At 63.2% G+C, this 13,326-nt stretch carries 9 protein-coding genes; 2 read left to right on the top strand and 7 right to left on the bottom strand.

Going from position 1 to position 13,326, the window contains the following annotated elements; translation table 11 throughout:
* The first annotated feature begins 9 nt into the window (after positions 1-9).
* Positions 10-2,352: a membrane-bound PQQ-dependent dehydrogenase, glucose/quinate/shikimate family gene (locus Q8R81_RS17665; protein ID WP_305619844.1), complete on the top strand. Its 2,343-nt coding sequence runs from the start codon at positions 10-12 to the stop codon at positions 2,350-2,352.
* Positions 2,353-2,394: 42 nt separating this feature from the next.
* On the opposite strand, the gene Q8R81_RS17660 is transcribed toward Q8R81_RS17665, so the two are convergent.
* Positions 2,395-3,321 carry an SMP-30/gluconolactonase/LRE family protein gene (locus Q8R81_RS17660; protein ID WP_305619843.1) on the bottom strand — a complete coding sequence of 309 codons (927 nt, stop codon included), beginning with the start codon at positions 3,319-3,321 and terminating at the stop codon, positions 2,395-2,397.
* 138 nt (positions 3,322-3,459) lie between these two features.
* Here Q8R81_RS17660 and Q8R81_RS17655 point away from each other — a divergent pair, with 138 nt between their 5' ends.
* The gene (locus Q8R81_RS17655; RefSeq protein ID WP_305619842.1) at positions 3,460-4,224 is read left to right on the top strand and encodes a tyrosine-protein phosphatase; all 765 of its coding nucleotides are present in this window, start codon (positions 3,460-3,462) and stop codon (positions 4,222-4,224) included.
* Positions 4,225-4,266: 42 nt separating this feature from the next.
* On the opposite strand, the gene Q8R81_RS17650 is transcribed toward Q8R81_RS17655, so the two are convergent.
* From Q8R81_RS17650 to Q8R81_RS17625, 6 genes are all read right to left on the bottom strand, one after another.
* Positions 4,267-5,361: a CaiB/BaiF CoA-transferase family protein gene (locus Q8R81_RS17650; RefSeq protein WP_305619841.1), complete on the bottom strand. Its 1,095-nt coding sequence runs from the start codon at positions 5,359-5,361 to the stop codon at positions 4,267-4,269.
* A complete protein-coding gene (locus Q8R81_RS17645; protein WP_305619840.1) occupies positions 5,361-6,290 on the bottom strand; it encodes a 3-keto-5-aminohexanoate cleavage protein in 930 nt (309 codons plus the stop codon). Before Q8R81_RS17645 ends, Q8R81_RS17650 begins: the two co-directional genes overlap by 1 nt.
* 85 nt (positions 6,291-6,375) lie before the next feature.
* Positions 6,376-9,060, bottom strand: coding sequence for a LuxR C-terminal-related transcriptional regulator (locus Q8R81_RS17640; RefSeq protein ID WP_305619839.1), 2,685 nt, complete (start codon positions 9,058-9,060; stop codon positions 6,376-6,378).
* 111 nt (positions 9,061-9,171) lie between these two features.
* The gene (locus Q8R81_RS17635) at positions 9,172-11,400 is read right to left on the bottom strand and encodes a molybdopterin-dependent oxidoreductase (RefSeq protein WP_305619838.1); all 2,229 of its coding nucleotides are present in this window, start codon (positions 11,398-11,400) and stop codon (positions 9,172-9,174) included.
* Between the two features lie 90 nt (positions 11,401-11,490).
* Positions 11,491-12,381: a MaoC/PaaZ C-terminal domain-containing protein gene (locus Q8R81_RS17630; protein WP_305619837.1), complete on the bottom strand. Its 891-nt coding sequence runs from the start codon at positions 12,379-12,381 to the stop codon at positions 11,491-11,493.
* The gene (locus Q8R81_RS17625; protein ID WP_305619836.1) at positions 12,381-13,325 is read right to left on the bottom strand and encodes an alpha/beta hydrolase; all 945 of its coding nucleotides are present in this window, start codon (positions 13,323-13,325) and stop codon (positions 12,381-12,383) included. Before Q8R81_RS17625 ends, Q8R81_RS17630 begins: the two co-directional genes overlap by 1 nt.
* Between the last annotated feature and the right edge of the window lies 1 nt (position 13,326).

Here is a 13,326-nt window from a genome sequence, read left to right as displayed (position 1 = left end):
GGAAAACCGATGCAGCGCCTCCTTAACACCCTGTTTCTCATCATCATGCTGGCAACAGGTGCGGCGCTGACTGCACTGGGCGCACAGCTCGCCATGCTTGGCGGTTCGCCGTGGTATGTGGTGAGCGGCTTGGTCATGCTGGTCACTGCCGTTCTCGGCTTCCGTCGCAACGCGCTGTCGATCCGCCTCTTCTGGGCATTCCTTGCCGCCAACCTCGTTTGGGCGCTGTGGGAATCAGGGCTGGATGGCTGGGCGTTGGCACCGCGCCTTGCCATGCCGCTGTGCCTGGGGCTGTGGATGCTGTCGCGCTCCTACCGCAATCACGTTGGGATCACCGCAGCCCTCCCCGCCGCGCGCGTGTTGTGGCGCGGGCTTGGCCTTGGCGCCATCGGTTCGGTCGCTGCGTTGTTCTGGATCGACGCCACACCATCTGCCACCGCCGACGCCTATGGCCCCGCGCCCACCTCGGTTCAGGAAGGCGAATGGACGGCCTATGGCAACGATCGCGGCGGTTCGCGCTTCTCTCCGCTGGCGCAAATCACGCCCGCCAACGTCGGCAATCTTGAACGCGTGTGGAGCTTCCACACTGGCCCGGCACCTGCGGGCAGCAAATCTTCGTTTCAGGCCAACCCGCTGAAAATCGGCGACAAGGTCTATATCTGCACAGGTGCCAACGATGTGATCGCGCTTGATGCTGAATCGGGCAAGCAGGTCTGGCGCAACCGCACCCGTACCGATCCGCACGGCGTTTATGGTCTTACCTGTCGCGGCGTGACGTATTACCAGGTGCCCGGCGCCACCGGCCATTGTGCGCAGCGCATCTACACCGCCACAATCGACGCACGCCTGCTGGCGATGGACGCCGGGGACGGGCGCAGTTGTGCCGGGTTCGGACAAGGCGGCGCGGTCAGCCTGCTGGAAGGCATGACTCCGGTTGAAAAGGGCTACTATTTCGTCACCTCGCCGCCTGCCATTGCACGCGGCAAGCTGGTGCTCGGGGGCTGGGTAACCGATGGCCAGCACACCGGCGAGCCTTCGGGCGTGGTCCGCGCGTTCGATGCCGTCACTGGAAAATTCGCTTGGGCGTTCGATGCAGGCAAGCCCGATTTCCACGGCATGCCACCCGCAGGCCAAAGCTTCACGCGCGGCACGCCCAACAGCTGGGCACCGATGAGTTCGGACGATGCGCTGGGCATGGTCTATGTTCCTACCGGCAACGCCACGCCCGATTACTTCGGCGGCCACCGTACCGCGAACGACGACAGGTTCTCCAGTTCGGTCGTCGCGCTCGATGCAGAAACCGGTGCGGTGCGCTGGTCATTCCAGACCACGCACCACGATCTGTGGGACTATGACGTGCCCGCGCAGCCGACGCTGGTTGATCTGCCCGGCGGGATCAAGGGCCTGCTGCAGCCTACCAAGCGCGGCCAGATATTCTTCCTTGATCGCGCCACCGGCAAGCCGATCCTGCCGGTGCAGGAAAAACCGGTGCCGACAGATGGCGTGCCGGGGGAGCGTGTTTCCCCCACCCAACCATATTCGGTGAACATCCCTGCATTCGGAGGCCCGCGCCCGACTGAAAAGGGTATGTGGGGCCTGACGCCGATCGATCAGGCGATGTGCCGCGTGCGCTTTCGGCAGGCGCGGTTCGCCGGTGACATGACTCCGCTTTCAACCAAGCAGCCGACGCTGACATGGCCCGGCTATCTCGGCGGGGTGGATTGGGGCGGCGTTTCGGTCGATCCGGTGCGTCAACTGATGATCGTCAACAACAATCAGGTCGCCAACTACAACCGCCTGATCCCGCGCGCCGAAGCGGACCGGCAGGGCGTAAAGCCGATGACCGCCGCGCATATGACGGACGTGGGCGGGCCGGTGGCGCAAAAGGGCGTGCCCTATGCCGCGCACATCACCCCGTTCCTGTCCCCGCTGGCAATCCCCTGTCAGCAGCCGCCCTATGGCCGCATCAACGCGGTCGATCTGCGCACCGGCAAGATGGTGTGGACCCGCCTCTTCGGAACGTCGCGCGACAGCGGGCCGCTGACCCTGCCGACATTCCTGCCCATCCCGATGGGTGTGCCCAACATCGGCGGTTCCGTCACCACGCGCAGCGGGCTGGTGTTCATCGGTGCAACGCAGGAACACGCCTTCCGCGCCTATGATGCCACCTCGGGCCGCGAATTGTGGCGCGCGCGCCTGCCCGCTGGCGGCAACGCATCGCCATCTACCTACTGGTCAGCCAAAAGCGGGCGGCAGTTCGTGGTGATCGCGGCGGGCGGTCATGGGGGAATGCTTTCTGGCGAAAGCGACGAGATCATCGCCTATGCCCTGCCACAAAGGCAGTCGCGATAACCGATCTGGAATGTTTCCCCGGGGAAACATTCCAACACGGCTTTAGCTAAATGCCAGTTCAAGGCCCGCAACGTCCCAATCGAGCAATGCAACCCGGCCGGTGCTGCCCATTGTCACATAGGCGGTGCGTCGGTCGGGTCCGCCGAATGCAATGTTCGTCGTCAGAAAATCGGGAATCGCCATCGCTTCAGGCGCGCCGCCCGTGGGCGGGAACACCAGCACCGCGCCGGTCCCGGGCGAAGCGCAGCAGATCCGCCCTGTGCTGTCCACGGCAAGGCTGTCGAGATACATTCCCGGCCCTGCACGCCCCACGATGGTGCTGCCGTTGGGCATGGGCGACGCTGCGGTATCGATCACTCCCGGCGCACCAAGGCGAAAGCTGATCAGGTGCCCCTCAAACGTCAAGGCGACATACAAGGTGGTGCCATCGGGCGAGAGGCCGACGCCATTGGGACCATCAAGCGCGGTCACCACCTCACGGATCTCCGACCCATCGGCCTTTGCATAGTACAGCCCGCCGCGCATTCGCACGCGGCCCCGGTCGCGCCCGAAGTCGGTAAACCAGAACCCGCCCGCACTATCGAAAACAATGTCGTTCGGCCCCCAGAACGGCGTTGCTTCGCAGTGCGCATACAGCGTTTCGAACGCACCGGTCTTCAGATCAACCACCTGAATCGACCCCGGCGGCGTATCGAGCGGCGCTTCGATTGGCAGCAATCCGCCATCGGGCAGGGTCATATGCGAAAAGCCGCCATTGTTGCACACGTAACACCGCCCGTCCGGGCCGATCGCCGCGCCGTTCGGCCCACCGCCCAGTTCAGCAATCGTGGATTTCGTGCCATCCGGGGCAATGCGCGTCAGCCTGCCACCCAGCACTTCGACCACGACCAGACTGCCATCGGGCATCGCGATCGGGCCTTCTGGCAACATCAGGCCGTCCGTTAGATAGCCCCTGATCCGTGTGCTCATGCCGCTCTCCGTGTGGATTTCAGCAACACTAACCATCGGTTGCCCAAATGCACCCCGCCGCACGGCAGGTGAGCGCGCGGCCATTGCCCGGCTTCGTTCACACAACGCCCCCCAGATTCCAAGCGTCACGAGGACACCATGACCGAAGCTCTTTCGAAGCTCAATTTTCGCGATATTGGTGGCTTGCCCACATCCGGTGGCGGCATTGTGCGCCCCGGAATCATCTACCGTTCGGAAGGTCCAGCCAGCTTCGAGCCGATCCACCGCGAGGAATTGGGCGCGCTGAACATCAAGCTGGTCTGCGATTTGCGATCCGAAGGGGAACGCGACAAGGATCCCAACGACTGGGCCGCTGCCGCACGCCTGCTCAACCTGGATGTGACCGCCGATTTGCGGGTCAAGACCAACAATGGTTGGGAAGCCCTGCGCGAAGACCAGTCACCCGAGACCGTGCGCCGCGCGCTGACCGACAATTATGCGTCGATCCCGGGCGCGCTGCTCCCGCATCTGGCGCATCTGGTGGAATCAATCGTCGGCGGTGAAACGCCGATGCTGGTTCACTGCACCGCGGGCAAGGATCGCACTGGTGTGATGGTCGCGCTGCTGCTGCGCGCTGTTGGCGTGCCGGATGATGTGGTGATCGCTGATTACAAGCGCTCGGACGTGTTCGCCAAGAACCTGCGCCTGCGCGGCGGGATCGAGGAGCAGTTCATGGAGGCGTTCGGGTTTGTCCCCACACAAGGGCTGATCGACGCGATGATCGGTGTCGATGTGGCATTTCTCGAAGCTGCGTTCGCGGTGATTGCGGCGGAGTACGGCAGTCTCGATGGCTATTTCGCTGCGGCCGGCGTTGACGCTGCGATGCTCGCGCGCTTTGGCGAAACGATGGTCGCCAACGGCTGAACAACCGGGGCAGACCGCGTGGTTGCGTCCTGCCCCGGTCTATCAGGTCCAGCGGCCCAAGGCAGTTTCGATGGCCAGCGTTTCAGGCGCGCCGATTTCGCCCGGCGTTGCGGAAAAACGCGGTGCCGGTGCGGGCTGGCTGATGCCGGCGTGCCCAACAAAGCTGCCCCGCGTCACATTGTGCGGATGGAGCGGGGCTTCGGCCATCGACAGGACTGGCGTTACGCAGGCGTCCGTCTGCGCGAACAGCGCTGCCCATTCGTCGCGCGGGCGGGCGGCAAAACAGGCGCGGAAATCGGCTTCCATGCGTGGCCAGTCCGCCCGATCGTTCTGGTTGTAACCGCGATCTTCCAGTCCTAGCCCCTTGATCATCTGGGCAAAGAACTGCGGTTCAAGGCACCCTACCGCCACATCGCGCCCATCGGCGCAGCGATAGCAGCGATAGAACGGCGCGCCGCCATCAAGCAGGTTCGATGCAGGCGCGTCGGCCCAAAGCCCCTTGGGTTCCCACGCGTAGAACAAGCTCATCAACGAGGGCACGCCATCGGTGATGCAGGCATCCACGACCTGTCCCTTGCCGGTGGTCTTGGCCGAAAGGATCGCTGCCAACAGCCCGGCGATCAGGAACATGGCGCCGCCGCCATAATCACCAACCAGATTGAGCGGCACCGGCGGCGGCCCGGAACCGTCACCCATCGCGTGAAGCGCGCCGGTGATCGACAGGTAGTTGATGTCATGCCCGGCCCGCAGTGCCAGCGGCCCGGTTTGGCCCCAACCGGTCATTCGGCCAAAAACCAGCGCCGGATTGCGCGCAAGGCAGGCGTCAGGCCCAAGGCCAAGCCGTTCCATCACGCCCGGGCGATAGCCCTCGATCAGCGCGTCAGCTTTGCCGATCAACGCGAGCAACTGTTCGCGGTCACCTTCGTCCTTGAGGTTGAGGTAGGTCACCGCGCGGCTGCGATGAAGGATGTCGCCCCCGACATCGTCCCACGCGCCCGCACCGGCACTGGGAGGGCGCGCAACACGCACGATGTCGGCACCCATGTCTGCCAGCAGCATGGCCGCCAGCGGCACCGGGCCGATAGCGTCGATCTCGATAATGCGGATGCCGGTGAGCGGCCCTGTGTTGCCAGCCATCAGATGTTGGTCCGGTCCGCGCCCTTGAGATCGAGGATCGCGCGCGCTTCATCCGGCGTGGCCACTTCAAGGCCCATGCCCTCGATGATCTGGCGGGCGATGGTCACCTGTTCGGCATTGGTCTGCGCCAGCCTGCCTTTGCCCGCCCACAGCGAATCTTCGAGGCCTACGCGCACGTTGCCGCCCATCGACGCTGCCATCGCCACAATGCTCATCTGCCGTGCGCCAGCGCCCAGCACTGACCATTCGTACTGATCGCCAAACAGGCGGTCGGCGGTGCGCTTCATGTGCATCACATCGTCCGGATGGCTGCCGATGCCGCCCAGAATGCCAAAGCAGGTCTGGATGAACAGCGGGGCCTTCACCAGCCCGCGATCAAGGAAATATTTCAGGTTGTAGAGGTGGCTGGTGTCATAGCATTCGAATTCGAACCGCGTGCCCAGCGGGGTGAGGATGCCCAACAGCTTTTCGATATCGGCATAAGTATTCTTGAACACCAGATCGCGCGAAGCCTCAAGCGCGGCGGGTTCCCATTCATGCTTGAACGTCTTGAACCGGTCGAGCATCGGGAACAGGCCAAAGCCCATCGTGCCCATGTTGAGCGAGGCGACTTCGGGCGCGAACTTGCTCGCCGGGCGGATGCGTTCATCCACCGTCATCGACGGGTGCCCGCCGGTCGTCAGGTTCAGCACCGCATCTGAGCGCTGCTTGATCACCTTGAGAAAAGGCTCGAACAGATCGGGGTTCTGGTCGGGCCGACCATCAACCGGGTTGCGCGCGTGCAGATGGATGATCGCTGCGCCAGCTTCGGCAGCGCCAACTGCCGATTCCGCGATTTCGTCTGCCGTAACCGGCAGGAATTCGGACATCGAGGGGGTATGGATTGCGCCCGTGATGGCGCAACTGATGATGACCTTGCCTTTTGCCATGTTATCCTCGTGTAATTGCCGGAGGGGCGATGCCCCGCATCTTCGCCGCCCGACAAACGCGGTGAATGCCCCGCGCGCGCCTATCTTACGTCAGGATGCCAAACTGGCGTGCGCGCAGCACGGCTTGCGGACGGCGGCGCACGCCCAGCTTGTCGTAGATCTGCTGCATGTACCATTTGACGGTGCCTTCCGTCAGGCCAAGCCGTTCGCCAATCTCGCGGTTGCGCAAACCGCCGCTGACCATGACCAGAATGTCGATTTCCCGGCTGGCAAGACGCCCGGTCAGTCCGAAGGCTTTCTCGCTTTCGTCAATGTCCATTTGCGGGCCGTTGTCGACCAGCGAAACCAGCATCGCTGCGAATTTGTCGGCGCGGGTATCAAGTGTCGGGCCATTGGCATAGGCCTCGCTCAACAGTGCCGAAATGACCTCGCCTTCATCAAGGAACACCCGCGTCCAGCCAGCAGGTTCGGCCAGTTCCACCGCAGACCGCACCGCGCGGCGCGCCTTGGACCGGTTGCCCTGCAGGACGAAGATTTCGGCCAGCAGCAGTTCGAACGCCACGGCGGAGCGGATGTCGCCGCTGCGCCGGACGAATTCCAGCCAGCGCGTTGCAACCTTGCAGGCGCGCACCAGCCGATGGCGATGCATCTCAATCCTGATCCACGCGATTGCGAGGCTTTCGCGGCGGCGCGATGGGTTCAGCGTCGGCACGGGTTCTTCGTCGATCTGCTTGCTGACCGCGCGCAGGGCGTCTTCGGCTTCATCGATCCGCCCGGATTTGACCAGAATACGGACCTGTTCGGCTGCAAGGTGGGCGCGCAACCGGTCCAGTCCGCATTCGATCGCCACCAGATGCGCCTCATCCAGCCCCGCCAGAGCTGCGACGCTATCACCCTTGGCAAAGGCAAGGCGTGCGCGAACGAGATAGCCCGAGGCGAGTTGATCGACCAAGCCCCAGTGCCGGATGCCCGGCAGATAGCGTTCGACCAGATCGTTGGCCCGATCAAGTTCGCCCATTTCATACAGCAGTTCGGCGTAAGGCAACGCGGGCAATGCTGCCAGACCGGGGATCTCTTCCTCGCGCGCTTCGGCTGAAGCCAGCGCCTCTTCGCTGAAGCGCCGCGAAATGGCGGTCTTTCCCTGTGTCATCAGCGTGGGCACGATGGAACACTTCAAAGCGATTGACGCAAATTCCGACCCGGGCCGGTCCAGCGCGCGGCGAACCTCGGCTTCGAGCTTGAGCGTGTCATGGAAGTGATAGAATTCGCGCCGGGCCGCGATGACCTGCGCCAGCAGCGTGCAACTGAGGTAGGCGTCATCGTCGCCGATTTCCGCGATCAGCAGCTCGGCATCCCGTTCCACCCGGACCATATCGTCCTGCGCGGCAGCCAGCATGATCTGGCGGTGCCGGATATGATGATCGAGAAACGTTGCGGCATACGTGTCGAGCTTGCCTTCGGCAACAAGCGTATCGCGCAAGGCGCAGGCGGTGTCGATCAACCGGCCTGCCGACGAATAGGACAGCCTGCGAATACGGCGCCACGCCATTGCCAGGACAAGCATGGGCCGTTTGGCGCTGACGGACAGCGGCAATTCGGATGCAATCTGGTCAAGCCGATTGAGATGCCCGGTGGTTGTCAGGTCATTGGCCAGCAGGTCCAGCTGGTCTGCCAGAAATTCCTGATCGCCGCTTGCCGATGCGTGTTCGAGCGCTTTGAGCAGCTCTCCCTGCGCGGCGAAGAACCGGCTGGCGCGGCGGTGCAGTTCGGCAGCGCGGGCAAATGCCCGTTCGTAAAGCCGGCCCAGCGCCATTGCGCGGAACAGCGGGTGGTACGCATAACAGCTGCGTTCTTCGTCGATCGCGTCGATGAACAGGCCTGCGCGATAGGCGTCATCAAGCATGGCACGGGCGTTGTCGTCCCCCGTGACGGCCGCGCACGAAGGCCCGGTCAGTTCATCGAGAATGCAGGTGTTGATCAGGAAATCACGCACTTCCGGGGTCTGGAGAGCGAGCACCTCTTCCGAAAAGTAGCTGGTGAATTCGCGCCGCAGATAATCGGCCAGCGGTTGCCAGACCTTTCCGCGCGCCTGCTCGCGCCGGTACAATTCTCCGCCGATAACCAGACCGGCAGCCCAACCGTGCGCATCGCGGAGGATCTGCTGCATGACCCCGGCATCAACAGGGACACCGGCAGCGCGCGTGATAAGCTCTGTTGCCTCGTCATCGTCGAACGCAAGTTCGGATACGCCCACTTCCACTAGGAAACCAAGCGACCGCGCGCGGGCCACCGGCACGGTCAGCGCCCCGCGTGAGATCAGGATAATGGTCATCGCATCGCGCACGCTGGAAATCGCCTGACTGACGAAATCAAGCACGCCCGAAGTTAGCAACTGCGCATCGTCAATAACCAGAACCGGCGGTTTTTCATGCACTTGTGCGAGTGCCGCAAGCCAAAGCTCTTCCGGACTGTCGCGGTCCAGATAGTCCCAATCCAGCCCTGCTGCGACACCTGCCGCTTTAAGAGCGCCGAAAAACGATGGAAAATCGCGAATGCCGGCCCGGACCGATAGCCACAGGGCCGGACGGCCCTGCTGCTTCATCTGGTTGAGGCAATAGAGCGCAGCCGTGGTCTTTCCGCTACCGGCAGGGGCGCAGAACGTGACCAACCGTGCCCGGCAGATGGCGTCAACGAGGTTCAGCAGTGCCTTGCGCGGCACGATGACGGACGACGTGCGCGGCGGGATGATTGTCGTCGGGACAAGACCCATGATGTTGCTCTCTCCAAGGAAGCGACTCTACTGGTCGCTTTCGCAGGCCTTCGTCCATCATAGTCAGCCGCAATGCAAGGCTGTTCTCCTATCCATCGATAGGGTGGGGTATCAAATCGCCAGCACCGGGACTGGCTTTACGCAGACCGGAATGGCCCCCATCCGGGGCTGGCCGAACACCGGGTCGAAAGCCGCGTTCGCATCGATCAGGCGTGATGTGCACCCACCTTGCCCCAGCGGATCATCCGCCTCATCGGGATTGGTGCCAAAGCAATGTGACATCGACACAGTGCCGGAACGCAGACGTGGGTCAGGCTCGGCCACACCCGTGATCTGGCCGTGGGCCGAACGGATGCTGATGACGTCGCCGGTGGCAATGCCCATGCGTTCAAGGTCGGCAGGGCTGATATACGCAGGGTTGTGCGTGCGCCTTGCAGTAAGCTTCGGATTGTTCCGGCCAATCGAATTCATCATGTCGTTGGCGCGGCGGGGGATCAGAAGGAGCGGAAATTCAGCACTGGGAGCGGTAGTATCGCCCCGCCGCGCGAACACTTCTGCCAGTTCGGCCATCATCGTCGGATCGCCCAGTTGCAGCATCGCCGAACAATCCTCGGCGCGCGGCAGCACTGTCAGGTCCAGTTCGGAAAAGACCTTGCCGTGGACGTGATCCTTTACCTCGGCCAGCGGCACGCGTGAACCGGCGCACATCGCATCGAACATTTCCTCGGTTGTGGGCCGCCTATCAAGCGGCAGGACAAAGGGCACAGGTGGCTTGTCCCAGTGCTGTCCCGTGCCTGCAGCGTTGCCGAAATAGGTAATCTGCTTGCCCAGACGCTTGGCCAGTTCGTAGAAAAACTCCCAGCTTTCGATGGTTTCAGACCCTGCGGGCGGTTCGACCACTGCCGCTGCATATTGGGCATAGGGAACTTCGTATCCGCCGGTCCAGATGCCGTAGTACTTCATGGATTCCGAAAACTGCGAGCAGGCGGGCGTTTCCAGCGCCATCCTGTCCGGAATCACGTAGTCGGCCATGCGCGCCGTATTCGACATTTCGACATCAATGGAAACCAGCAGATCCAGCGAGCCAAGCGCGCGGCCGGCCCGGTTCTGATCGGGCAATGACACCGCAGGATTGCTGCCCGAACAGATCAGCGCCCGCACTTGACCGGGACCGGGTGTCAGGATCTCGTCGGGCAAGGTGCCGGTTGGCGCGCCCACCACGGTTTGTGGCAGGGCGTTGATCCGGCTCGGCTTTGTATAGTCCCACGGCTGATAGGGCGCGTGGGGTTGGGCGCGGATCGCCACTTCGGGAAGGAGCACATGCGGTTGGGCGTGCACCTCGCCTTCACGCACCCATCGCGCGCAGACCGTGTTGAGACACAGCGCGAGATATTCGCACAACGTGCCGTGCAGCGGGAAGTGCGCGCCCGTGGCGGTGACGACACAGCCGCTTTCCGCTGCGGCAAATGTGCGCGCCGCCAGCACTACGTCATCGGCGGAAATACCGGCAACGGACGCGACGTGTTCAGGCGTGAACGGTTCGACCGCGGCCTTTAACGCAGCGATGCCAATGGCATTGGCGGCCACGAAATTGGCGTCATAAAGCCGTTCCGACAGGATCACGCGAAGGATGCCCGCCAGAATGCTGGCATCCTGCCCCGGTTGCGGCGCAATGTGCAGGAAAGCGTGAGTGGCGGACTCTGTGGCGCGCGGATCAATCACGATCAGCTTCATGCCGTCTTTCACCGCCTGCTTCACGGTCTGGCCCGGATTGACCATCACACCCTGCTTGGAAATGACCGGATTGGTCCCGACCATGATCCATGTCTTTGCGGTGCTGAACGGCTGCGGACCGGGAATCCAGCGCCCGTGCAGCGCCTGCGCAATCACCTTGCCGGCCTGATCGATGGTCTGGACGGAAAAGAAGCGATCGGGAAACGTGCCCATCGCCATGATGAACATGGCCCCGATCACGGGATTGATCGGGTTGGTCAGGTTGCCATTGCCGGGATAGACCGCGACGGCTTCAGGCCCGTGTTCGGCCACGATGGCTTCGATGCGCTGGGCGATTTCTTCCACCGCCTGCGCCATCGGGATTTCGGTGTAGCTGCCATCGGGCATCCGTTTGCGAGGATGGAGCACGCGCGTCGGCGAATAGTGCGCATCGGGCATGGCGCGGCCCTTTGGGCAGGTATAGCCGCCATAGATGGGCGATTGCCGATCACCGACGACCTTGGTGGCACGGCCGTTTTCCACCGTCACTTCGACAGGGCAGCCCGCCCAGCAGACCTTGCAGATGCCGAAGCGCGTGTCGCCCGTCTGGATAGGTTCCGCAGCCATGCCGTTAAGACCCCCGATCAAGTGCCTGTTCTGGCCACCTTCATGGCGACCGACATGCGTTGAACGGCGTTGCGATACCGGGCGAACCTGTCACCCGGAAGGGGTGGCGGGCGGATTGGCAAAACGGTCTACCGTGGCCGTCCCGCCATCGATCACCACAACGCCGCGCTCTATGGCAATCGACTGGAAAACGATGCGGTCTGCATCCTGCCAGCTTTGCGTTCGGATCGTGTCCCCAGGCACGACCGGCGCGGTAAATCTGGCGGCAATCGATGACAGCCGCATCGGATCACCACCGCAATGCATGTGGACCAAGGCACGCGCGGCAAGACCAAGCGAAGAAAGCCCGTGCAGGATGGGTTGATCGAAGCCGCCGACCCGCGCTGTTTCGGCCTCCACATGCAAAGGGTTGCGGTCTCCTGACAGCCGATAGATCAGCGCTTGTTGCAGACTGGTTGGCAGATCGACACTGTGCGTTGGCGGTGTTTCGGGAACGATCACCGGCGGGGGGCCAGCCAGCGCTCGTTCTCCGCCAAAACCGCCAGCTTCGCGCAACACCCAAACTTCGGTAATATCCGCCACTTTCGCGCCGGATTCGTCGGTCAGCGTGCGATAAATGCGCAGCAGTGCCGGTTTTCCCGGTCCCTTGTCGGCCAGTTCGCCAACCCGCGTGCTGCCGATGATCTCGCCCTGCGCCTGAAGCGGGCGATAGAGCACAAGCGACTGTTCGCCATGCAGGATGCGCGGCCAGTCGAGACCCACAGCAGGATCCATCGCCCAGAAGCCCGGCGTTCCAAGCACGAAAGCGATGGTTGGCAGAGCCTTCAGGTCACGCTCGAACACGAGGTTGAGTTCATCGACGTGCGGCGCAAGGCCAGCGCCGGTGCCCAGGGCATAGAGGATCGTGTCGCGCGGATCATAGACGTCATGCGCCCCGGGAACCTTGTAGCGCAGCAGGCGCTCGGCATCGAGGACCGGCATCAGAGGGCCAGTGCCCGGCGCAGTGCCGCCCGCTTGTCGGCCAGCGCACGCTGTGAAACCGGCGCATCGGCGGCAATCACATAACCGTGCGGGCACCCCGGATAGATGTGCAGTTCCACCGCCACTCCTGCAGAAATCAATCGCATTGCATAATCCACGTTTTCATCCAGAAACAGGTCGAGTGCGCCGGTGGCGATCAGCGTTGGCGGCAGGCCTTCCAGCTGTGTGGCACGTGCCGCTGCGGCATAGGGCGAGACATCCGGCCCGCCGGGTTCGGCATCGAGCAGGCAGCTCCAGCCGAAATGATTGTCCGCAGGCGCGAAGATGAATTCGCCGGTCACCGGATTGCGCGGGCGCGCGCAAGTGCGATCGTCGATCATCGGCGCATCAAGCAGCTGAAACGCAAGCGGATAATCGCCACGATCACGTGCCAGCAACGCCAATGATGCCGCCAACCCGCCGCCCGCGCTTTCGCCCATCACGGCGATCCGCGATGCGTCTACGCCCAGTGTGGCGGCGCTATCGTGCAAGTACGCCAGCGCCGTGTAGCAGTCCTCGATCCCGGCAGGGAAGGGATGCTCGGGCGCAAGGCGGTAGTCGACCGACAGGATCACGATACCAAGCTGGTGCGCGGTGGCGGTCAGTTCGGGCACGCTCATTTCTGGTACGCCGATAATGTAGGCACCGCCATGAATGTGCAGCAGCGCTGGAACCGCGCCGTCCAGCCCTTCGGGACGCAGCAGTATGGCACGCACCTGATGGCCTTCGGGGGATGGGATATGAATTTCGCTTGTCTCTACCGGCAGATCCGGCACCGGCGCGCCCTTCAGCAAGGGATCCATCGCCGCGCGCATCGCTGGCAAGGTTTCACGCGTCGCGCGCAATGAAGGAAATGCCTCAAGCGCGGGCAGCACTGCAGGATCGACAAGGTGCCGGGTGGTCATG

The organism is Novosphingobium sp. (assembly GCF_030696665.1).
GTDB lineage: Bacteria > Pseudomonadota > Alphaproteobacteria > Sphingomonadales > Sphingomonadaceae > Novosphingobium.
Note: the sequence above shows the minus strand (reverse complement) of the source record. Positions and strands in the feature narration are given on the sequence as shown.